The following is a 21,932-nucleotide window of genomic DNA, read 5'->3' as shown; positions in this document are numbered from 1 at the left end:
AAACAACACCCAAGGAAGCAATCACAATGAAAGCATTGGTACTGGAAGAAAAAGATAAACTGCAAATTCGTGATATTGAGATCAATGAATATCTAAGTGCAACTGATGTACGTATTAAAATTGCCAAAGTGGGTATCTGTGGCAGTGACGTGCATTATTATCAGCATGGTCGAATTGGTGATTTTATTGTCAATGCACCAATGATTCTGGGGCATGAAGCGAGTGGGATCATTGTTGAAGTTGGTTCAGCAGTTCAACATTTAAGAATAGGCGATCGCGTATGTATGGAGCCGGGGGTTTTTGAGCCCAATTCTCCAGAAGCGATGCAGGGTTTGTATCATCTAGATCCGAATATTCAGTTTTGGGCAACACCGCCTGTACATGGTGTATTGCGTGAGTCTGTAGTTCATCCTGCAAACTTAACCTTTAAGGTACCAGATCATGTCAGCCTTGAAGAAGCGGTGTTGGTTGAACCTTTGGCCTCAGGTGTACATGTGGCTCGCAAAGTGGGTATTTCACCTGGAGATACTGCTGTGGTTACTGGTGCTGGGACGATTGGTGCTTTAATGGCATTGGCATTACTCGCATCAGGCTGTAGTCGAGTTATCATTACGGATGTAAAACAGCAAAAGTTGGATTTTTTAGTCCAGCATTATGGTGAGCGTTTAATTGCATGTAATGTCGCACAGGAAGATTTAAAGTGCTTTGTGCAACGGCACTTTGCTGGTGGGGTTGATGTATTTGTTGATTGTAGTGGTCATGCAAGCGCAATTGCAGCAGCACCCGATTGTCTAAAACCTGCGGGCAAACTGGTTTTTGTTGGAATGCCACAACACGCTGTGCCTATGGATATTGTTGCCATGCAGGTCAAAGAGATTGAGACGATTTCAATTTTTCGTTACGCAAATGATTATGAGCGTTCTATTGCGCTGATTGCTTCTGGTCAAATTAATGTGAAACCTCTAATTTCAAAAAAATTTCATTTTAATCAAAGTATTGAGGCATTTAAGTTAGCGGCATCGGCACCTGCAGATGTGATTAAAATTATTATTGATTTTGATCTGTAATTTATTAATTATTAGTCACTTAGATATGTGAGGTGGGATATTTATATTTAAAAATGAAGCGTTTAAAAATGAAGCATATTAAAAATATGTACTCCCACCCAACAGCGACATCCATGTCGCCCTATGGTAGGACAACCTATGATTCAAAGTACAAAAAATGAATTGATAACCAATAGTTTCTAAAAGTTTATACAAAAATATATGCTTTATTTATGATCAATGACTAGATATAAATCACTTGTATAAATAATGCGTTGGTTTGGTTGTATTTATTATATTAATCAAATGAAAATTAAATAATAACCTTGGATGGTATGATTTTAATTTTTTATTTATAGTCTGAATTTTTTGATCATCATAAATAATAATTAAGCATTTAAGATAATAAGTTTTTTATTATTCAAGTGATTTTTATTTGTATGTTTAATTCAATTGAATTTACTAAAACCCTAAAAGAAAATACTTTATACATATCGGTCTTTATATTTGTCGTAATTTGTCAATGAATTCGTGGTGAAATGTCAATACGCATATTTCTAAATTTTATACTTTAACACTGTGTTGTGAATATTTATCAATAAAACTCCACAACTTTTATAACTTTAAGAAATGATTTAAATCAATACCAATCGATAAGACAGCACGAAGGATTTGTGAATCTTGGTATGTATTTTAGTTTGAGACGACGATATAGACCATGACAAGAAAATTTTTATAAATTGGAGTACGTATGCAAGATTTTAATTTATCCAAGTGGGCATTTTTAATTTCAACAGTAGTTTATTCAAGCTATTCTTTTGCGGGTTTTAATGTAAATCCAATTGTAGACAGCTATGAAAATAAAAATACTCCTCAACCAATTGTGCTTGTACATGGCTTAGCAGGGGCAGAACATGTAAAGTTTTTAGGAAAATTTTCTATTTATGACTACTGGGGCTCAACATTAACTCAATTGGCTGAACAGTCCACACCAGCGATAGCTGTTTCTATAAGTCCTTTAAATAGCAATGAATATCGTGGTGAAGAATTAATCAAGCATTTACAGTATATTCAAACGACTTACTATCGTGATGACGTTAAATTTAATTTAGTAGGACATAGTCAAGGTGGACCGACATCTCGTTATGCGCTTGGGGTTAAACCTGAGTTGGTGTCCTCCATCGCGACTGTTGGTTCTCCACATCGGGGAAGTCCATTTGCTGATCAAAATATCCAAGAATATGAAGCAACTGGAAAATTAGATATTAGCAGTATGTTGCCTTATTCTTCGCTACAGTCTGTGTTGAATTTTTTGCAAAATATCATTTATAGACATGATTTTTTAAGTGCACTTCATAAAATCATAATTGATGGCAGATTAGATGAAAATGATATTAAAACCTTTAATGCCAACACCTCGTTCTGGGTGTGGGGCGGTGAGGGTGTTAGAAAATTACCAGATGAAGATTATCGTCGTAACAGTCTAAATTATATTAATTTGCTTGAAGGGATCCGAGCCAATAGTGCCAAAAGTATGCAAGATTTTAATACTTTATTCCCTGAAGGTATTCCCATTTCTGCTCAATGTCTAAAACAGACAGCTAACCCAAGCGATTATAATCTACCCAATACACCTGATCGATATTCTATCAAAGGATTAGATGGAAATTCCTATCCTGTTTATATGACATCATGGACGGGAAAAATTGATGAAGTGGTAAATTTATTTCCCAACCAAGCACATGATGGTACGGTCTCGGTATGTAGTAGTCGTCTAGGAAACTTAAAAGGAATTTATAACTGGAAACATAGAGAACAGTCAGGAACGTTTAGTAAATACGATGAATCATTCTCAGTTTCAGGCTGGCCTTGGAATTGGGGTTGGATTCAAACACCGACGAAATGGGCAACAATTCCAAACCCAATTGATGTTTTAAAAGATCATGCAAATTATTTAAAGGAAAATAATATGTGATTGACTTTGGGCTATATTGATCTATAAAGAATAAATATAGCTTGATTTTATTTAAAACAAAAAATCAGGGATTTTAAATGAAAAAAAGTATTTTAGTTTCATCTTTTTTTCTAGTAGTTATTGTTTGTTTTCTATGGCTTGTGTTTAAGCCAATAGATAAAAAGACAAATAATCAGGAGGATTTAAAGCCAGATCAAGCGACCGCTTTAAATATAGGTAGTATAAAACCAAGCAATGGTTTTATACCCATTGCGGTTGATGCGTTTGGAGGGAATATTTACTGCGAATTAAGTTTTGATACAAATCAAACTTTTGTTTTAGACAATATGACCAAGGATTGTTTTGATAAGCTGTTAAAAAATAATCCAACTGAATCTGATCCTACCAATTTTGGTTTAAATTTTTTCAATAAGCTGTTGGTTGATCCGGCTCAAAGTATCGTAAAGGATTTATGGATTAGGTATGTCAAATATACCGATCAGGTCATTTTAACGCATAAGGCACATTCGAAAAATCAAGCGAATTATAAAAATGCGAAAAGACTTGTAGATGCGATTCGATCTATCCGAGAAAGATTTTTTACCCCCTTTGAGATAAAGGCATTATTTGGTGCAAGTGACAAAATTGAAGATTATGAGTTGGTTGTTTTAAAAATAAATGACTCTACAGGGATGACAGATGATGAAATCGAACAGGAACTCAATACAGCGATAAACAACCTGCCCGAAAAATCTAGAAAGGCCATAAAGTTTAATAAAGACTTTAACGATGTATCTCGTAAAGTTCAGGAAATAAAAAATAGAGGAGGTTCACAGGAAGAGATCCGCAAGGAGCGGTTAAAAGTGTTTGGTCCTGAAGTGACCGAGCGGATGGAATCTGTTGATAAATCAAGAGCGCAATTTAAAAACCAAGCAGAAATATATATGCAAAAGCGAGGTGAAATTTTGCGGCGTGATTTGAATATGCTTGATCAGGAAAAATCAATTGAAGCGCTTAGAAAAGAAATTTTTAGTGACAGATATGATAAGCGGAGAATTATCAGTTTGGAAAAAATTTATGATACGGAAAAATCGTTAGATATTCTCAATTAATGTAAGTGTATTCAATGAGTCAATCTAGTTAATGGGACCGTAGAGAATAAATAAATTTAGGTCTTATTTAGTATTTGTAATGTAGCCATAGTTTAAGGAGTAAAGTATGACAGCCAAAATTACACGACGAGAACTTATTCAAAAAAGCCTATTCGGTTTTGGTGCACTGTCTTTATCTGCGGGTTTTACGGGATGTAATGACAGTTCAGATCGAGAATCAACAACACTACAAGTCAATTTTGAACATGGGGTTGCCAGTGGAGACCCTTTACAAGATCGCGTGATTTTATGGACACGCTTGACGCCCAATGATAGCAGCGCACGTTTGCAAGTGACTTGGGAAATTGCTTTAGATGATCAATTCAAGCAAATCATTAAAACAGACAAAGTCACCACAGCAAAAGCACAAGACTTCACGGTGAAAGTTGATGCCACAAACTTAAAACCAGATCAACGCTATTTCTATCGTTTTAGCTTTGGCAATAAAGTTTCACCAGTTGGACAAACCAAAACGCTACCAATCAACCCCAGCAAAGTCAGTTTTGCGGTATGTTCTTGCGCGAACTATCCAGCAGGGTATTTCTATGTTTATCGTGAAATGGCCAAGCAAGATGTTGATGTGGTAATTCATTTGGGTGACTATATTTATGAATATGGTCAAGGTGGTTATGCAACAGAAGATGCAGTGAAGTTGGGACGTACTTTGGCTGCGGACAATAATCAAGAAATTATCAAGTTAGATGATTATCGCAAACGCTATGCGTTATATCGTAAAGACAAAGATTTACAAACATTGCATCACCGTCATCCATTTATTGTGATTTGGGATGATCACGAGCTGGCAAATGATACATGGCGAGAAGGCGCTGAAAATCACCAAGCCAATGAAGGGGCTTTCTTCGATCGTAAACTTGCTGCATTACAAGCATACTTTGAATGGATGCCGATTCGTCCTATTTCCGCAAATGATCATCTCAATATTTATCGCCAGTTTGACTTTGGTTCACTGGTGCAATTGACCATGTTAGATACCCGTATCCTTGCCAGAGATAAGCAACTGGAATATACCGATTATATCACCGCTTCTGGTATGGATTTTCAACGTTTTCAGACTGACTTAACCAATCAGAATCGAACCTTGATGGGGTATACCCAACGTGAATGGTTACAGCAAAAGTTGGCTCAATCCAAGGCAACGTGGAATGTATTGGGTCAGCAAGTGTTGATGGGTAAGATATTAATCCCTGCTGAATTACTGGTACCGTTGAGTACAGTTCTGAGTGGAAACGCAACTCAAGAGGTTTTAAATCAAATCAATACGATGATCATGGAGTTAGTGCAACTGAAAATGCGTGTGCTACAGGGCGATCCAACATTGACAGCAATTGAAAAGGCACGTTTAACCACTGTCGCACCTTATAATTTAGATGCTTGGGATGGTTATTATGCTGAACGTGAAATTCTGTATGGTACCTTAAAAGCATTGAACAAGAAGGTCGTAGTGCTGGCAGGTGATACCCATAATGCATGGTCATCAGAGTTGTATAGTCAGGCGGGTGATTTTGTCGGTGTTGAGCTGGCGACAAGTTCAGTGTCATCGCCGGGAATTGAAAAGTATCTCAATATTCCAGTGGAACAGTTACAGCAGTTTGAAATGGCGTTTACCACACTGATTGATGAATTGGATTATACCAACCTAAATCAACGTGGTTATCTGAATGTCAGCTTTACTGCAACGCAGGTTCAAGCGGACTGGATCTATGTCGATACCATTAAAGAGCCGCAATATACTGTGGATACAAAACGTGGGCATCAAGTGGTGTTGAATAATCAATTGGTCAATGCCCGCTCGATTAAGAAAACTGCTTAACAAAAGACTATTTAATTTTATATCGCCTGACTACTGAAGAAGATTTTGATGCTATTGCTATCGCATCATTTCTTTAGTAGTACATGGCTAAACTGTCTTTGTACACATAATGATTGAAATAACACAAGAATATCAGGAGTAAAAAACCATGGCTGGATTATCGATTTGGCACGTACTTATTTTTGCAATTGTGGTGATCTTACTTTTTGGCACATCTAAATTAAAAAATTTAGGTAAAGATGTCGGTGGTGCGGTGAAGGATTTTAAAAAATCAATTCAAGATGATGAAACAACCACTGCTGCACTGAATGAACCAAGAACACAGGAACATCAAAATAGCAATGCTGATGTGAACTCTACGGTAAAGCACTAAAACTGGAGAACTAACACATGCTTGATGTCGGATTTTCTGAATTATTGGTTTTTGGGATTATTGCGCTGTTGGTGTTAGGACCTGATAAACTCCCTGAAGCTGCGCGTTTTGTTGCGAAATGGTACAGTAAATTGAAACGTCTCATCAGCAATGTTCAGAACGACATTGACCGTGAATTACGCTTATCTGAATTGCGCGAACAGATGCAGAATGAGATGCAGCGTATTCAAGAATTAGAGCAAAAAATGCAGGCGCAGATGCATGAGCTACAGCAATTATCGGCTATGCCTGAAGATGCTATACAGCAAGAGCAAGCGCCAGCACGATTAGAGAAACAGCAATTAGAGCAACCGCAATTAAAAGAACAGCAAAAAGCCCAGCTGAGAGTGAAGCAGATTTATCAACCTGTCTCACGTGATATTCCTACAGTCTATTTGCCAAGTATCTGGCTAAAACAAGTTCAATGTAATGATGAAAAACTCAGTATTGATCTTGTTCAATCCAAGTCAATATCGCAATTGAAGGTGGCCGTATGACATCAATGATACCGCAGCTACAAGAGCAAGTTTCCGAAGAAGCGACTCAGCTTGAAGCAATGCCAATCACCCGACATTTGATGGTGTTGCGTCAGCATCTGTTTAAAATTATCGGGGTATTGATTGTGCTTTTTTTCTGTTTGTTGCCATTTGCAAACAGAACTTATTCAATGTTATCTGAACCACTACGTGCCCAATTACCTGCCAGTTCGACCATGATTGCTACAGATGTAACTGCAACATTTATGGCACCTTTTAAACTGAATTTCTTTATTGCGCTGATGCTGGCGATGCCTTTTATTATTTATCAGATTTGGGCATTCATTAAACCTGCGTTGTATGAAAAAGAAAAGAGTCTGGCATTCCCATTGTTATTGAGCAGTATTTGCTTGTTTTATTTAGGGATTGCCTTTGCCTATTTTATTGCTTTACCTTCGATTCTGCATTTTTTTATCAGTGTTTCACCTGATACCGTTGCACCAATGACGGACATTAACAGTTACTTAAGTTTCTGTTTAAAACTCTTTTTGGTGTTTGGGGTCACTTTTGAAATTCCAATTATTACACTGGTATTGATTTTAATCGGTTTGGTCAGCACGCAAACGCTGGTGGAAAAAAGACGCTTTATTATTGTGGGCTGTTTTTTTATTGCGATGTTTGTCACGCCACCAGATGCTATTTCGATGATCATGTTGGCAATTCCAATGTGGATGTTGTTTGAATTGGGATTGGTATTTGGCAAGATGATTGAAAAACGTAAACGTGTATAAGTGCTGATTTGTAGCGAAAGTGGTTAAGTGTTGCTTTGTTCTATTCAACCCTTCTTTTTTAAAGCAGACGAATTTATATTTAAGTGTATAAATTCGCCAGATCTCTAGATTTTAACCTATCCTTGTCTCATGGGTGAGTTCGTAATACTGTTCTAAACCCCACATGCGTTGCAGCCAAATCAAACTCTTGCGGATATCGACTACTATTTCGATAACGAGAGCAATAACTCGAAGCACATAAGAAAGAACCACCTTTAATCACATATTGGGTTGCTGCGATGCTTTGCTGACGCAGATCAGTATAATTTCCCATATGTTGATCATGCGCGCCTTGATATACAGAGGAGGTCCACTCCCAGACATTCCCAATCATATCAAACAATTGGAACGCATTGGCAGGGTAGCAGCCGACAGGTGCCACACCTGCAAAATGGTCTTCAACAGAATTATGCATTGGAAATTCACCTTGCCAATAATTGGCTTGTGGATGTTGATGGGCATCCTGAGGCGCTTGATGCAGTGGCGTATCGGTTTTTGAGCCTGCCTTTGCAGCATATTCCCATTCTTGTTCGGTAGGTAAATCTCGTCCTAACCAAACTGCGTAATGTTCAGCATCATTTTTGGTCACATAGCGAACAGGTTCAGCAGGGCGTGGAGCTTGACCCGAAGCGCCATTAGGCGTTTTCCAAGTGTAATCAGACTTGAGTTGCCACCACTGATTAGGCTTATTTGCATCTGGTGAAAATACAGCTGCCTGTTTCTGTTGCTCTGCGTCGGTTACATAGCCGGTTGCTTTTACAAAACTACTAAACTGCGCCACAGTCACTTCGGTTTGATCGATCCAGAAACCCTCAACTTGACGTTGTTTTTGCCCAAAATTGAGTTCATCGGGATAGGCTTTATCGGAGCCGAGCTGAAATGAACCTTTGGCAATCCAAACCATACCTGCTGTTGGCTTTTTTTGCCATGCATTGGGTAAACCTGAATAGTGTTCGCATTGCTGCAATGAACCAAGTGGTATAGAAGCTTTGCTGGTTTGTTTGGGAGAATGGTGCGAGTCGGGCGTAGCTTTATTGCAGCCTGTTACAAGGAACAGGCTACACAGTGAAATTAAAAGAGGGCTAAACTTCATTGAATGTTGTATTCCTTCACCCCATTTTGTTGGGTATATTTGTTATACACATCAAGTAGTTCTTGTAGTTTTACTGGGTTATTTTGTGCAAGGTTTTGGGTTTCACCACGGTCATTTTTTAAGTTATATAATTCCCAAGCTCCCGTTCCTAGCTCTGCTTTACCTTGTAAAGCAATTTTCCATTCGCCTTGACGCGCATATTTACTGCCATGCAATTCATCTGCAAAACTAAAGTTTACAGGACGAATCGCCTGTGCTTTATTTTCAAGCACCGATTTCCACGAGTAACCGCTTGGGGTATTAATCTGACGACCTTTATATTGACTTTGTGGGACAGCAATATTGGCATAATCTAAAACAGTTGGGAAAACATCGAGCACTGAAGCAAAACCATGATAGGTTGCTTGCGCTTTATTTTGATGAGGAAGTTTAACAATGGCTGGTGCTGTGGTTGCACCTTCACCCGCAGTATCTTTCCATAAATGGAAAGGTGCAGCACTGACTTCAGCCCAACGCGGACCGACATAGTGATAAGAACTGGATGTACCGACATTGTTCACCCGATTATCAAAACCTGATTCAGCCCCATAACTACCACGAATAAAGCCTTCAGCTCCATTATCTGAAACAAAGAAAATTAAAGTATTGTCGTATAAGTTATTGCGTTTTAAATACTCAATCACGCGTCCAATATTGGCATCAAGGTTTTCGACCATACCCGCATAGATTTCCATTCTGCGTGCTTCTAAGACTTTTTGCTCAGCGGAAAGTTCATTCCATTTGCCATATTTTTGTGGTGCATTTTTTGTCGCAATCGGTTCGGCTGCAGTAAAGTTAGCTGGAATTAGACCAAGTTGTTTTTGGCGGGCAATACGACCATTACGGATCACATCATAACCAGCATCGTAAACGCCACGATAACGGTCACGATATTCAGCTGGGGCTTGTAATGGCCAATGAGGTGCGGTGTAAGCAGCATAGGCAAAGAATGGTTTTCCTGAATTTTTACCTGACTCTAAATAACTAATTAGCTTATCGGTGAAGTAATTGGTTGAGAAAAAATCATCGGGTAATGCTGAAATTGGAACAACTTTACCATCCTCCGTATAGGTGGCATTACGTTTATATGCACTAGGCGCTTGTTTAAAGTGTAAATCTAGACCTTGCAATAGCGTAAATGAATGATCGAAGCCTTTTACATGTGCGTTAGTTTCAGCGGTTAAACCGAGGTGCCATTTTCCACTGATATAGGTTCGGTAGCCATTATCTTTAAGCACTTCTGCTATTGAGAGTGAGCGCTCATTTAAGTAGCCCTCATAACCCGGCTGGCCTTTTAAGTGGGCAGGAGTGAGCTCAGCCATAGCCCCAATGCCAGCTAAGTGATGGTCTGTACCCGAAATCAATTGTGAACGCGTCGGTGAGCAGGTCGGGGCAGTATGGTAGTCCGTTAAAATACGACCTTCTTTGGTCAGTGCGTCAATATTTTGGGTGTGTATTTCTCCACCAAATGCCCCTAAATCTGAATAACCTAAATCATCAGCCATGATAAATAAAATATTCGGTTGTTTCTTGGTTTCCACCACAGTATTTGAATGGTCTGAATCATTATTACATGCTGAAATAGAAAGACTGATTAATGCAATAGAAAGTGTTGTAAGCAGATTTTTATGAGACATACGTGTCGACTTGGTTTTTTAAAAAATTAGGCTGAGTTTAGAGCGTTAATTTTTATGGTAAAAATAATTAAAATTTGATTGTTAATCTGAAAAAAAGAAAAGCCCTCAATATGCTTCCGAATAGATGTTGAAATCATTTAAAAGTAAGTATGTTGAGCTGTCTAATAAAACCAAAATACTTCTAGGCTTAAAAAAATGAGCACCATCAGCTTATAGCAAGGCCTTGGATATGCTTTAGGCATATTAGGAAAGTTTTATATTCGTGATAGTTTAATACATGATATTCAAATACACCTTTGTAATATCATTGGTTTTAGCATAGCAACAATTTGAATTTATCCAGTTCTACAATTTAATCTGATTAAACTTTAAACGCCGATGTAAATAAACAAGTCACTTTGATTGCGAATGAATGTTTTTTAAACAAAAATATACAGAACTGTCTGTTTTTATGTTGATGGTGTATTGATTAATTGAAGATTATTGTGATAAATTCTACAGAATTAGAGGGAGATCTTTTTTAAAGATTCTTGATGCCTTGATCCTATTTCCCTTCCCCAAGGGAAATAGGAGTTTTTAAGGATTAATAAAAAACAACAGATAAAGATGTTTATAAAAGACTGAAAATACATTATCTCAATGGGAACATAGATAAATTTTATAAAATAACACATTTGTATGAATTCTACTTTTAAGAGTGAAAATACAAATCTATAGGTAAGTATTACGATGAAAATTTATGAAATGATATTTCATAAAGGAACTTATGAACAAACACGCTTATTTTATATTCAGAATAATAAAGCTTCACGTCAGCATTTTATTGAAAATATGCGTTTAGAACTTGAGCAAGAACTCAAGGAATTCAATCTCAGTTGTAAGTCTCAGTATAAGCATGATTTATTTGCCTTGTACAAAAAAGTCCAAAAAGAAAGCCACTTACATTTAGATGCGATGGAAGATGAATTTATACAAAATTCAAAAGCCATTTTTGATCAATGTATTTGTTTAATTGTTAAAAGCCATGAGGTTTTAAATGTTGTAAAACCGCTGATTTAAAAAAGTATCAGTCAAAATAAATAATCATTAAAAATCAATTCTATAAATTGGTAAGTTGGTGGTTTTATTGTCTTCAATCATAGTACAGTCAATTGCCGTTGTGCTAATTCATAGCCTTGATCTGCGGCTTTTTTCAGCCATTCTTTTGCTTTATTGATATCTTGAGGTAGACCTAAATTTCCATCTAAGTATAGAGATCCCAATTTAAATTGTGCAGTCACATCACCATTTTCAGCCGACTTAAGATACCAATAATTTGCAAGATCTAGATCTTTCTTGATATTTTTCCCATCTGAATATTCTTCAGCTAAATTGTATTGTGCCATCGCATTGTTCTGATTTGCAGATTTGGTCAGCCATTCAATACCTTTACGGGTATTTTTACCGACACCTGAGCCCCATAAATAACTCATTGCTAAACTGAGTTGAGATTCTGAATCACCCGCTTCTGCGGCTCTTTTAAACCAAAAAACACCTTTTTCTTCATCAAAGGACACACCCTGATTGCCACTGCTATAAAGATAACCCACTTGGTATTGCGCTTTTACGTCCCCATTGTTGGCTTTTTCGAGTAGCGCTTCAAAACTTTCTGCAAATACAAGTGTAGTGGGAAAAAATGTAAGAATAATCAGAGGGTACATCAGCTTTTTAATTTTAAATTTCTTCATTTTTTCAATCATTTGTATCTTTTAATCAATAAAATTAAAGTGCAAAATTAAGTTATAGTCAACTTAATTTGAGCCAAGACTTATTCTATTTTGTCTTTCAAGTTTAGCTCCCTAGGGAACTAAACTTACCTAAATAATGAAAATGAAGAGCTTATATCACTCGACAAATTGGGGTAAAAGACGCTGTTAATACTACACAAAATTATCTAAACACTCGCATGTTTAGTGGTGAGCAGCATTAAAGCATCGTCCTAAGTATCCAGCTTACATATTTGGATAGTTAGGCCCACCACCACCTTCCGGTGTTACCCATGTGATATTCTGAGATGGATCTTTGATATCACAAGTCTTACAGTGAACACAGTTTGCAGCATTAATCTGGAAGCGCTTAGAACCATCATCATTTTCCATAATCTCGTAAACACCAGCAGGGCAGTAACGTTGAGCTGGCTCATCCCATTTTGGTAAGTTGACATTGATTGGAATCGAAGCATCGGTCAGCTTTAAGTGAGCAGGCTGATTCTCTTCATGTACGGTATTGGATACAAATACAGAAGATAAACGGTCAAAGGTTAATTTACCGTCTGGCTTTGGATAGGTAGGTTTAAATGTCGCAGTATCTACAGTTTTTAATGCACTAAAGTCAGGTGCAAGGTCATGTAGTGTAAATGGCACTTTAAAGATATTTTGATCGATAAAGTTAAATGCACCACCCATCCATAAACCGAATTTATGCATTGCTGGACCAAAGTTACGTGAACGATGTAACTCTTCTTTTAACCAGCTGTTGTTGAATTTGTCCGTATATGCAGTCAATTCTTTAGCAAAGAAGTCTTCGCCTTCAGCGACACGTGCCACTGCTAAATCGCCACCTTTCTCATGACCGGCTTGGATTGCTTCAAATACAGCTTCACCGCACAACATACCCGATTTCATCGCAGTATGAGAGCCTTTGATTTTAGCAAAGTTTAAGAAACCAGCATCATCACCAATTAAGCAACCGCCTGGGAAGGTCAGTTTAGGTAGTGAGTTTAGACCGCCTTTAACAACTGCACGTGCGCCATAAGAAATACGCTTACCGCCTTCAAGATATTGCTTGATCAGTGGATGCGTTTTCCAACGTTGCATTTCAGCAAAAGGATACATGTGTGGATTTTCATAAGATAAATCGACAATCATACCCAAGGTTACTTGGTTGTTTTCAGCGTGATATAACCACCAGCCGCCTGAAGAACCTGTTTCTGCCAAAGGCCAGCCTGAACCATGCATCACTAAACCTGGTTTATGTTTTGCAGGGTCGATTTCCCAAAGCTCTTTTATCCCGATACCGTAATGTTGCGGATCAGCATCTTGATCTAAGTTGTATTTTGCAATCAGACGTTTACCGAGATGTCCACGGCAACCTTCTGCAAAAATTGTGTATTTTGCATGAAGTTCATAGCCAGGAGTAAAGTTATGAGTAGGTTCACCATCTTTACCAATACCCATATCACCAGTTTGGATACCTTTTACAGAACCATCTTCATGATAAAGGATTTCTGAAGCAGCAAAGCCAGGGAAGATAGAAACTTCTAATTCTTCCGCTTTTTGACCTAACCAACGCACTACATTACCCAATGAAATAACATAGTTACCATCATTGTGCATGGTTTTAGGAACCATCCAATGCGGTGCTTCTTGTGACTTTTCAGCAGACATGAGGAAATAAGTTTTGTCCTCAGTCACAGGTACATTTAAAGGTGCACCTTGTTCTTTCCAGTCAGGGAAAAGTTCATTGATTGCACGCGGTTCAAGTACAGCACCAGAAAGGATATGCGCACCAACTTCAGAGCCTTTTTCAACCACACAGACGGAAAGGTCTGGAAGATTGTTTTCAAGCGCTAATTGACGAATTTTAATCGCAGCAGAAAGACCCGCAGGGCCTGCGCCTACGATGACTACGTCAAACTCCATTGACTCTCGTTGTAAATCTTTCATAAAAAGAAATCCTATTTCGCTTAGCGGTATTTTAATTTATTGGGCTAAAAATATCAAATAAAAAAGCATCAAAAAAGGGCTGCTTGATGAGCAAATTCAAAATGATACCCACAAAAAAGCCAGCTAGATTTAGCTGGCTTTAAAATGGGATAACTGATTTTACAAGGTTACTTTTACGATTTTTGCGGATCGTAGAGTTTTTCCTTGATGAAGAGGGCAGGAATAACGCCGCAAATTAAATAAGCAGCTCCCATCACCACAAAACCTAAACCAATAGAACCACCCGACGCCAAGTAGCCAATCGTTGCAGGCGCAAGTGCTGCACCAAGACGCCCCACGTTATAGGCACCACCAATCGCTGTACCACGAATCGCTGTTGGGAAACTTTCCGTCATATAGGTGGCATTTACACCATAAGGAATACCGTATAAAAATCCGAAAGCGATCAATAAATATAAAATGTTGCTGGGTGAGTTATAAAAAACAATCAGTGGTAGAAAAATAGCAGTCCCAATCGCACCAAAGGCATAACTAAAGCGACGACCAAGTTTGTCAGCCATCATCCCCGCAAGGACTTTACCGAGGATCATAGCGGTATAGGTACCGACCATATATGCGGTCATTTCCTTAAACTTCATGCCTAATTCACTTTCTAGATATGAAGGCATCCAGTTATTTACCCCATAATAACCAAATTGCAAGAAGCCTGCTGTGAGCGCCCACAAGATAAACATATTGCGATTTCGTTTATCTTTAAAAATCAGTTTAAATGCTGAAGTTTCCTCAGAATTTTTATCGCGTGTTGGTTGTTGTAAACGAGACTGTTGCCATGCGAGTGGTTCTGGTACCAAAAGATGCATTAAAACAGCAATTAACACCGGTACAATGGCAACATAAAACAGCATACGCCAGCCATGATCTGGAATAATCCATCCAGCGAGTAGCGTTGCAACAATATAGCCAACCGTCCAACCTGCTTGTAAGGTACCCAATACCGTTGTACGGTAACGTGTAGGTACATATTCCGCCATCAAGGTATTGCAGGCAATATAAAGCGAGCCAAGTCCGAGAGAAGCAAAAAAGCGTAATAGTCCAAATTCAAGAAAGCTTTGGGTAAAGCCTAGTCCACATGTAAGTAGTGAGAAGGTGAGAATAGAAATAACCACGATCCGTACTCGACCAAATTTGTCACATGCCCATCCCCCAAATATTCCACCGACAGCCATACCCGCCAAGGTAAAACTACCCAGCATACCAGCCTGCACGGAACTTAAACCAAAATCTGCCTTAATACTGTTGAGACTATAAGACAGCAGCATCAGATCGGCACCATCCACCAACAAGGCTAAAAATGCAAAAACAAATGCAATTTTCCAAGTGTGAGGTTGTATTGAAGAGAGATGTGTATTGTAGTTTGTCGCCATAATCCATTACCTACATTTGATTTACAGCACTTCAAATCGTTTTAAAGTGCCTAAAAATTAATTAAGACGCAGCGCGAATCATATTTCGCGCAATAATCATTTGTTGAATTTGGGTGGTGCCTTCATAGAGACGGAATAAACGCACATCTCGGTAAAAACGCTCAATTGCATATTCACTGATATAGCCAGAGCCACCATGAATCTGTACGCAACGATCGGCTACGCGACCACACATTTCAGTGGCAAACATTTTTGCGCATGATGCTTCTGTACTAACGTTGTGCCCAGCATCACGTTGTCTTGCTGCATCTAAAACCATACATTGCGCTGCATAAATTTCTGCTTTGGAGTCAGCAAGCATGGCTTGAATCAGTTGAAATTCAGCAATCGCTTGTCCAAATTGCTTACGCTCAAGGGCGAATTTTAAGGTATCGTCTAACATACGTATGGCAGCACCGACACTGATTGCGGCTATATGTAAACGACCTTTATCCAAGACTTTCATTGCGGTTTTAAATCCTACACCTTCGACACCGCCAATCAGTGCTGAAGCAGGAACCCGACAGTTTTCAAAAATCACATCACAGGTATGGGCACCTTTTTGCCCCATTTTTTTATCTGTTTTACCTAGAGAGATTCCTGCGGTTTTGCGATCTACGATAAAAGCAGAAATTCCACCAGCACCTTTAATGTCTGGATTGGTTCGTGCCATCACCGTAAACACCCCTGCATGAGGTGCATTGGTAATAAAGCGTTTGGTGCCGTTTAAAATATAAAACTGACCTTCTTTTACAGCACTGGTTTTTAAAGAGGCAGCATCTGAGCCTGCATCTGGTTCAGTTAAGCAAAAAGAACTGATCACTTCACCACGTGCTAAACGGGGCAAGAAAAATGATTTTTGAGTTTCGGTACCATCAATAATCAGGCCACTCGAACCGATTCCATTATTGGTGCCGATCAGTGAACGAAAGGCAGGCGAAGTACGTCCAAGTTCAAAAGCGATGGACACCTCTTCTTCCATGGTCAAGCCAAGACCTTCGTATTCTTCTGGAATCGTCAGCCCAAACAAACCCAAAGCTTTCATTTGCTCAATGATGGCTTGAGGGATTTGATCTGTTTCCGCGACTTCATTCTCATGAGGGATAAGGACACCATCTACAAACTGTCGAATCATATCTACTAATTGTTTGAGTGTTTCCTGATCTCGAATCATAGTCTTGTCCTTTGTACAACATGTTGAAAACATCGAGCTGATGTTGCTAAAACCCTGCATATTGATGCGATAGTAATCAAAGGATCAGTAGAAAACAATATATTTTGAAAATTAATTTCGCAATGCGGTATATTGTGCTTGTTTTTCAGTTGGCTAATTATTTGATTTAATTAATCTATATTTGTTGAATAAAAATCATCACTTTTGATGAAAAAATTAAGTTTTATTTTTAAAGTTTTCTGTGTATATTAAAAATATATATCGCTATGCGAAATTTATGTTAAATAAATTTTCCTGTAGGAAATTAATCAAAGGTTAGTGGAATAAACATGGGTGCTTTAAATGGAATTCGTGTACTTGACTTAAGTCGAGTACTGGCTGGACCGTGGTGTGGACAGATTCTTGCCGATTTAGGCGCAGAAGTGATTAAGGTTGAAAGACCGAAACTAGGTGATGATACGCGTTCTTGGGGACCACCTTGGATGAAAGATGACGCCGGACAAGAGACACGAGAAGCCGCTTATTATCAGTCGACCAATCGTAATAAACTTTCTGTTGCAATTGATATTGCAAATCCTGAAGGGCAGGCGCTCATCAAAGTACTTATTCAAGATACCGATGTGGTCATTGAAAACTACAAAGCTGGTTCTTTGAAAAAATATGGCTTGGATTATGCTTCTTTATCAGAAATTAATCCTAAACTGGTTTATTGCTCGATTACGGGTTTTGGTCAAAATGGACCGAGAGCAGAAGAACCTGGCTATGATTTTATCATTCAAGGAATGGGTGGACTCATGTCCATCACGGGTGAAAAAGATGATTTACCCGGTGGCGGTCCGCAAAAAGTAGGTGTCGCATTTTCAGACTTATCAACGGGATTATATTCAACCATTGCCATACAAGCGGCTTTGCTCAATCGTCATATGACGGGTTTAGGACAACATATAGATATGGCTTTACTTGATGTGCAAATTGCCACAATGGCAAATCAAGGAATGAATTATCTTTCATCTGGAAAAGTGCCAGTACGTTATGGCAATGCACATGCCAATATTGTGCCTTATCAATTGTTTAAAGCCGCTGACCGAGAGTTTATCATTGCTTGTGGTAATGACACCCAGTTTATTCAACTGTGTAGAAGTATTGGTTTGCCAGAGTTACCCAATGATGTTCGATTTACCCGTAATGCAGATCGTGTTAAGCATCGTGATGAAGTGATAGAAATTTTATCAAAGCATTTTTTAAGCAAGACTGCCGATGAGTGGGTGAGTGCAATTTATGCTGCTAAAGTGCCTGTTGGTGTGATTAATAATCTAGAGCAAGCTTTTAATGAACCTCAAGTAATTGCGCGAGAGATGCTGGTAGAAATGCAACATCCTCAACGTAAAAAACTTACTGTAGTCGGTTCTCCGATTAAGCTTTCACGTACACCTGTAGAGTATAGAAATGCGCCTCCTTTATTAGGCGAACATACTCAAACAATCTTAGGCCGTATTATTTCTCCTGCTAAACTTGATGAGTTAAAAGCCAAAGGCGTGATAGGATAGTTTTTAAATAGATGATGTGAGCAGTCTAAAGCCATTTTTTTCAATAAAATAAGCAAATTTAGACTTTTCACATCGAGATAGATGCATCGTTTTATTTTCAAAGTGAATCAGATGATTGCTTTTTGCTATTTATAGAAAAAATAGATTATAATTTTCGCAGTGCGAAACAAATATGTGAATTGGTATAACCATGAATGATGCCGTAGATGCAGAACAAACAGAAAAATTATTAGCGCCTTTGAGGCATGAGTTATTGCATCCGATTGAAGATATGCAAGATGAAAATGATCGTCAATTTATTACAGCTTTAGGACGTGGTTTAGAACTCTTACGTTGCTTTACCCCAAAACATCAGCATTTGGGTAATCAAGAGTTATCACAAATGACGGGTTTGCCTAAACCGACCATTACCCGTTTAACGCACACATTGTCACGTTTGGGCTATATCAAGCAGGTCCCAAATTCAAGCAAATTTCAACTTTCAGTTGGGGTTTTGGCGTTTGGTTACTCCATGCTTTCTAATGTGTCTATCCGTAATATTGCACATCCCTATATGAAAAACTTAGCGGATTATGCGGGTGCTGCTGTGGCAATGGCAACGCGTGATCGTCTAAATATGATTTATTTGGATGTGGTACAAGGCAAGGGCAATATGACCATGCGTCGCCAAGTCGGTACTTATTTACCGATTCATTTAAGTTCAATGGGACGTGCATGTCTGGCTGCAATGCCTGAAGATGAAAGAGAGTTTTTACTTGATGCAATCCGTAGCAAACATAAAGACGATTGGATCAAGATTAACCGTGATTTAGATAAGGCATTTAAAGATTATCAAGATTTTGGTTATTGTTTTTCAATTGGTGAATGGCATAAAGATGTCAATTCAGTGGCAGTCCCCTTGATTCATGAACAACATGGTCTACTGGTATTTAACTGCGGCGGACCAAGCTTTATTATGAACCGCGAAAAACTTGAAGAGGATATTGCACCGCGTCTTCTCCACATGGTGAATAATATCCGCACTGAAATTAGCTAATTTTATTGCTTTAAAACTGAAAGGCTAGCAACGACCTACATTGTTGGCCTTTTTAATAAGATGCATGTTAAATAGTTTGCTTACGGAAAATGGGTTTTTTTTCATCAAGGTACTCAGAGCTTGTTTAAATTCGTCACCTTGCAAACAAAGTGAGAATACAGTGGACTCATGATCGATCAGATTTAATAAATTATCGATAAGCATAGGATGCTAAGAAATGAGCATCTAAATATAAAATAGTGAGTGGAAAGAATATGAAAACCAAAATTACAGAATTATTTGAAATTGAACATCCGATTATTCAAGGCGGTATGCATTATGTCGGTTTTGCCGAGCTGGCTGCTGCAGTTTCAAATGCTGGTGGGTTAGGCATTATTACCGGTTTAACCCAGCGAACACCTGAAAATCTAGCAAAAGAAATTGCCCGATGTCGAGAAATGACCGATAAGCCTTTTGGTGTCAATCTAACTTTCTTACCCACAGTCAATACACCTGATTATCCGGGTTTTGTCGAGGCAATTATTAAGGGTGGGGTAAAAGTTGTAGAAACAGCAGGCCGTAATCCTGAACAGGTCATGCCTTATTTAAAGGCTGCTGGAATTAAAGTGATTCATAAATGTACTTCGGTTCGGCATAGTCTAAAAGCTCAAAAAATTGGATGTGATGCTGTTTCTGTCGATGGTTTTGAGTGTGGTGGGCACCCCGGTGAAGATGATGTACCGAATATGATTTTATTGCCTTTAGCTGCCGATACCTTAGAAATTCCATTTGTTGCATCAGGTGGTATGGCTGATGGACGCTCACTTGCTGCCGCTTTAGCCATGGGGGCGGATGGTATTAATATGGGAACACGTTTTATTGCAACTCAAGAAGCGCCAGTACATGCAAATGTGAAACAGGCGATCCTGAATGCTACAGAAAGAGATACTCGTTTAATTATGCGCGCTTTGCGTAATACTGAGCGCGTTATGAATAATGCAGCTGTAGAAAAAATTGTAGCCAAAGAAAAAGCACTTGGTGACCAGATTAAATTTGAAGATATCATTGAAGAAGTTGCAGGTGTTTATCCTAAAGTGATGATCGATGGTGATGTCAATGCTGGGGCGTGGTCATGTGGTTTGGTTGCCAGTCTGATCCATGACATTCCGACATGTGATGAACTGGTCAACCGTATTGTAAAAGATGCAGAAGACATTATTCGTGGACGTTTATTCGGGCTTTTATAAACATCTATTTGAGTTCAGCTTTATCTCGATGATGAAAGACTGCTTTTAAAGATCAGCACAACACTATGAATTGTGCTGATTTTTAGCATCTGCAAGACAATAATATAGACACAGCAGGGCAAAAACTAAGCCCAAGATACATACACCTGTCCAGCCAAAATGTTTCCATGCATAGCTTCCACTCGTGGTCCCTAAAGCACCGCCAGCGAAATAACCTGTCATATAGATGGCATTGAAACGTGAACGCAATTGTTGGTTAAGCTTAAAGACAATACTCTGATTGGTGACATGAACAGCCGAGAGCGAAGCATAAAGGGTAAGTAAGGCAATGATATAAAAGATAAAATGATAAGAAAGCAACAAAAACAATAGCCAACTTAAAATCAGACCGATACCACAACATATCGAAATTTTATGAATATAGCCTTGATCAATAAATTTACCTGAAAAATTGGCAACGAATGTCCCTAAAACACCGACAAACCCAAATAAGCCAATCGTAAAATCACTGAAAAAATAAGGCGCAGGAGCTAAGAGTAAAGACATGCTGGTAAAGGTTAAGCTTACACAGGCAAAGGTTAATCCACCAATATAGGTTCTGATTCTTAGGCGACGATTTTGAATAAAGATTTGCGGCAGTGAGTGAATTGTTTTGAGATAATTTTCAGATTTGGTTGGAGGAAATAAGCCAATATTACGGTACAAAATAATCGCAATGAGCAATAATAAAAAACCGCTGAGCAGATAAATAACATTCCAAGCAAAAAGCGTCGACATCATCCCTGATAATGAGCGTGCCAATAAGACACCCATCATTAACCCACTCAGTAAAAAACCAACAACACGACCACTATGTTGAATTGGAACCAGACTGGCAGCCAGTGGTAACAACAGTTGGGCTGAACTAGAAAATAACCCTGTAATGATGGTACCGAACATTAACAGATAAATATTGTGGGAAAAACCACTAATAATTAGCCCAATTGAGGCAAGCAGCATAAATATAAACAACAACTTACGCTTTTCAAGAATATCCCCTAAAGGCATTAAAAACAGCAGACCTGCTGCATAGGTGATTTGCGCTAAAGTAGGCACCCATGCTGTGGTGGTATCTGCTAAATTTAAACTTAGACTAATGGAATGAATCAGTGGTTGGCTAAAATAATTCCCACCAGTACAGATGCCTGCTGCAACTGCCATTAAAATAATGGTTGGGGTATAGAGAGTGTTTTTCATCATGCCTATGGTTTGTCATTATGAAATCGGAACTTTTAATCCACACAACCATGTATCTGCTGATTTTAAGCATCTGA

18 protein-coding genes and 1 pseudogene are annotated in these 21,932 nt (G+C 38.5%); 11 read left to right on the top strand and 8 right to left on the bottom strand.

Annotated elements, in window-relative coordinates:
- Nucleotides 1-26: 26 nt before the first annotated feature.
- From CQZ96_RS05900 to tatC, 7 genes are all read left to right on the top strand, one after another.
- Complete coding sequence (locus CQZ96_RS05900; protein WP_105714754.1) at nt 27-1,067, top strand: NAD(P)-dependent alcohol dehydrogenase; 1,041 nt, start codon at nt 27-29, stop codon at nt 1,065-1,067.
- A 730-nt stretch (nt 1,068-1,797) separates the two neighbouring features.
- Nucleotides 1,798-3,021 carry an alpha/beta fold hydrolase gene (locus CQZ96_RS05895; protein WP_105714755.1) on the top strand — a complete coding sequence of 408 codons (1,224 nt, stop codon included), beginning with the start codon at nt 1,798-1,800 and terminating at the stop codon, nt 3,019-3,021.
- Nucleotides 3,022-3,098: 77 nt separating this feature from the next.
- On the top strand, nt 3,099-4,112 hold the full coding sequence (locus CQZ96_RS05890; RefSeq protein ID WP_105714756.1) for a lipase secretion chaperone: 1,014 nt from the start codon (nt 3,099-3,101) through the stop codon (nt 4,110-4,112).
- A 106-nt stretch (nt 4,113-4,218) separates the two neighbouring features.
- Nucleotides 4,219-5,982: an alkaline phosphatase D family protein gene (locus CQZ96_RS05885; protein ID WP_105714757.1), complete on the top strand. Its 1,764-nt coding sequence runs from the start codon at nt 4,219-4,221 to the stop codon at nt 5,980-5,982.
- A 148-nt stretch (nt 5,983-6,130) separates the two neighbouring features.
- Nucleotides 6,131-6,355, top strand: a complete 225-nt coding sequence (gene tatA, locus CQZ96_RS05880; RefSeq protein WP_056512930.1) for a Sec-independent protein translocase subunit TatA — start codon at nt 6,131-6,133, stop codon at nt 6,353-6,355.
- Between the two features lie 17 nt (nt 6,356-6,372).
- A complete protein-coding gene (gene tatB / locus CQZ96_RS05875; RefSeq protein WP_105714758.1) occupies nt 6,373-6,891 on the top strand; it encodes a Sec-independent protein translocase protein TatB in 519 nt (172 codons plus the stop codon).
- Nucleotides 6,888-7,661, top strand: a complete 774-nt coding sequence (gene tatC / locus CQZ96_RS05870) for a twin-arginine translocase subunit TatC (protein ID WP_105714759.1) — start codon at nt 6,888-6,890, stop codon at nt 7,659-7,661. The genes tatB and tatC overlap by 4 nt, the downstream gene beginning before the upstream one ends.
- Before the next feature lie 127 nt (nt 7,662-7,788).
- On the opposite strand, the gene CQZ96_RS05865 is transcribed toward tatC, so the two are convergent.
- Complete coding sequence (locus CQZ96_RS05865) at nt 7,789-8,793, bottom strand: SUMF1/EgtB/PvdO family nonheme iron enzyme (RefSeq protein ID WP_056512937.1); 1,005 nt, start codon at nt 8,791-8,793, stop codon at nt 7,789-7,791.
- Nucleotides 8,790-10,469 carry an arylsulfatase gene (locus CQZ96_RS05860; protein WP_105714760.1) on the bottom strand — a complete coding sequence of 560 codons (1,680 nt, stop codon included), beginning with the start codon at nt 10,467-10,469 and terminating at the stop codon, nt 8,790-8,792. Before CQZ96_RS05860 ends, CQZ96_RS05865 begins: the two co-directional genes overlap by 4 nt.
- A gap of 729 nt (nt 10,470-11,198) precedes the next feature.
- On the opposite strand from CQZ96_RS05860, the gene CQZ96_RS05855 reads away from it, so the two are divergent.
- Nucleotides 11,199-11,528, top strand: coding sequence for a hypothetical protein (locus CQZ96_RS05855; RefSeq protein WP_105714761.1), 330 nt, complete (start codon nt 11,199-11,201; stop codon nt 11,526-11,528).
- A gap of 77 nt (nt 11,529-11,605) precedes the next feature.
- Here the strand turns inward: CQZ96_RS05855 and CQZ96_RS05850 are convergent, their stop codons facing one another.
- The 4 genes from CQZ96_RS05850 to CQZ96_RS05835 form a co-directional block, all read right to left on the bottom strand.
- On the bottom strand, nt 11,606-12,196 hold the full coding sequence (locus CQZ96_RS05850) for a tetratricopeptide repeat protein (protein ID WP_228722778.1): 591 nt from the start codon (nt 12,194-12,196) through the stop codon (nt 11,606-11,608).
- Between the two features lie 264 nt (nt 12,197-12,460).
- Complete coding sequence (locus tag CQZ96_RS05845; protein WP_178283365.1) at nt 12,461-14,173, bottom strand: electron transfer flavoprotein-ubiquinone oxidoreductase; 1,713 nt, start codon at nt 14,171-14,173, stop codon at nt 12,461-12,463.
- 173 nt (nt 14,174-14,346) lie between these two features.
- Nucleotides 14,347-15,597 carry an MFS transporter gene (locus CQZ96_RS05840; RefSeq protein WP_105713002.1) on the bottom strand — a complete coding sequence of 417 codons (1,251 nt, stop codon included), beginning with the start codon at nt 15,595-15,597 and terminating at the stop codon, nt 14,347-14,349.
- Between the two features lie 61 nt (nt 15,598-15,658).
- Nucleotides 15,659-16,810, bottom strand: coding sequence for an acyl-CoA dehydrogenase family protein (locus tag CQZ96_RS05835; RefSeq protein WP_004721470.1), 1,152 nt, complete (start codon nt 16,808-16,810; stop codon nt 15,659-15,661).
- 329 nt (nt 16,811-17,139) lie between these two features.
- Between CQZ96_RS05835 and CQZ96_RS05830 the strand changes: the two genes are divergently transcribed.
- Together CQZ96_RS05830 and CQZ96_RS05825 are read left to right on the top strand one after the other, a co-directional pair.
- Nucleotides 17,140-18,357, top strand: coding sequence for a CaiB/BaiF CoA transferase family protein (locus tag CQZ96_RS05830; RefSeq protein WP_105713001.1), 1,218 nt, complete (start codon nt 17,140-17,142; stop codon nt 18,355-18,357).
- 190 nt (nt 18,358-18,547) lie between these two features.
- The gene (locus CQZ96_RS05825) at nt 18,548-19,393 is read left to right on the top strand and encodes an IclR family transcriptional regulator (RefSeq protein ID WP_004721467.1); all 846 of its coding nucleotides are present in this window, start codon (nt 18,548-18,550) and stop codon (nt 19,391-19,393) included.
- Nucleotides 19,394-19,417: 24 nt separating this feature from the next.
- On the opposite strand, the pseudogene CQZ96_RS21630 reads toward CQZ96_RS05825, so the two are convergent.
- A pseudogene (locus CQZ96_RS21630) lies at nt 19,418-19,597 on the bottom strand (hypothetical protein); the annotation flags it as partial.
- Between the two features lie 50 nt (nt 19,598-19,647).
- Here CQZ96_RS21630 and CQZ96_RS05820 point away from each other — a divergent pair.
- Nucleotides 19,648-20,619, top strand: coding sequence for an NAD(P)H-dependent flavin oxidoreductase (locus tag CQZ96_RS05820; protein ID WP_004721466.1), 972 nt, complete (start codon nt 19,648-19,650; stop codon nt 20,617-20,619).
- A gap of 63 nt (nt 20,620-20,682) precedes the next feature.
- Here the strand turns inward: CQZ96_RS05820 and CQZ96_RS05815 are convergent, their stop codons facing one another.
- On the bottom strand, nt 20,683-21,858 hold the full coding sequence (locus tag CQZ96_RS05815; RefSeq protein WP_105713000.1) for an MFS transporter: 1,176 nt from the start codon (nt 21,856-21,858) through the stop codon (nt 20,683-20,685).
- Between the last annotated feature and the right edge of the window lie 74 nt (nt 21,859-21,932).

This window comes from Acinetobacter sp. MYb10 (assembly GCF_002980175.2).
Lineage (GTDB): Bacteria > Pseudomonadota > Gammaproteobacteria > Pseudomonadales > Moraxellaceae > Acinetobacter > Acinetobacter guillouiae.
The sequence above is the reverse complement of the archived record's forward strand: the minus strand, read 5'-3'. Positions and strand labels throughout refer to the sequence as shown.

What these genes read in the sequence shown, in the direction of transcription:
- CQZ96_RS05820 (WP_004721466.1), top strand. Translation starts at nt 19,648, where the DNA reads ATGAAAACCAAAATTACAGAATTATTTGAAATTGAACATCCGATTATT.
- CQZ96_RS05825 (WP_004721467.1), top strand. Translation starts at nt 18,548, where the DNA reads ATGAATGATGCCGTAGATGCAGAACAAACAGAAAAATTATTAGCGCCT.
- CQZ96_RS05865 (WP_056512937.1), bottom strand. Translation starts at nt 8,793, where the DNA reads ATGAAGTTTAGCCCTCTTTTAATTTCACTGTGTAGCCTGTTCCTTGTA.
- CQZ96_RS05815 (WP_105713000.1), bottom strand. Translation starts at nt 21,858, where the DNA reads ATGATGAAAAACACTCTCTATACCCCAACCATTATTTTAATGGCAGTT.
- CQZ96_RS05885 (WP_105714757.1), top strand. Translation starts at nt 4,219, where the DNA reads ATGACAGCCAAAATTACACGACGAGAACTTATTCAAAAAAGCCTATTC.
- CQZ96_RS05845 (WP_178283365.1), bottom strand. Translation starts at nt 14,173, where the DNA reads ATGAAAGATTTACAACGAGAGTCAATGGAGTTTGACGTAGTCATCGTA.
- CQZ96_RS05860 (WP_105714760.1), bottom strand. Translation starts at nt 10,469, where the DNA reads ATGTCTCATAAAAATCTGCTTACAACACTTTCTATTGCATTAATCAGT.
- CQZ96_RS05850 (WP_228722778.1), bottom strand. Translation starts at nt 12,196, where the DNA reads ATGAAGAAATTTAAAATTAAAAAGCTGATGTACCCTCTGATTATTCTT.
- CQZ96_RS05895 (WP_105714755.1), top strand. Translation starts at nt 1,798, where the DNA reads ATGCAAGATTTTAATTTATCCAAGTGGGCATTTTTAATTTCAACAGTA.
- CQZ96_RS05855 (WP_105714761.1), top strand. Translation starts at nt 11,199, where the DNA reads ATGAAAATTTATGAAATGATATTTCATAAAGGAACTTATGAACAAACA.
- tatB (WP_105714758.1), top strand. Translation starts at nt 6,373, where the DNA reads ATGCTTGATGTCGGATTTTCTGAATTATTGGTTTTTGGGATTATTGCG.
- tatC (WP_105714759.1), top strand. Translation starts at nt 6,888, where the DNA reads ATGACATCAATGATACCGCAGCTACAAGAGCAAGTTTCCGAAGAAGCG.
- tatA (WP_056512930.1), top strand. Translation starts at nt 6,131, where the DNA reads ATGGCTGGATTATCGATTTGGCACGTACTTATTTTTGCAATTGTGGTG.
- CQZ96_RS05900 (WP_105714754.1), top strand. Translation starts at nt 27, where the DNA reads ATGAAAGCATTGGTACTGGAAGAAAAAGATAAACTGCAAATTCGTGAT.
- CQZ96_RS05835 (WP_004721470.1), bottom strand. Translation starts at nt 16,810, where the DNA reads ATGATTCGAGATCAGGAAACACTCAAACAATTAGTAGATATGATTCGA.
- CQZ96_RS05830 (WP_105713001.1), top strand. Translation starts at nt 17,140, where the DNA reads ATGGGTGCTTTAAATGGAATTCGTGTACTTGACTTAAGTCGAGTACTG.
- CQZ96_RS05890 (WP_105714756.1), top strand. Translation starts at nt 3,099, where the DNA reads ATGAAAAAAAGTATTTTAGTTTCATCTTTTTTTCTAGTAGTTATTGTT.
- CQZ96_RS05840 (WP_105713002.1), bottom strand. Translation starts at nt 15,597, where the DNA reads ATGGCGACAAACTACAATACACATCTCTCTTCAATACAACCTCACACT.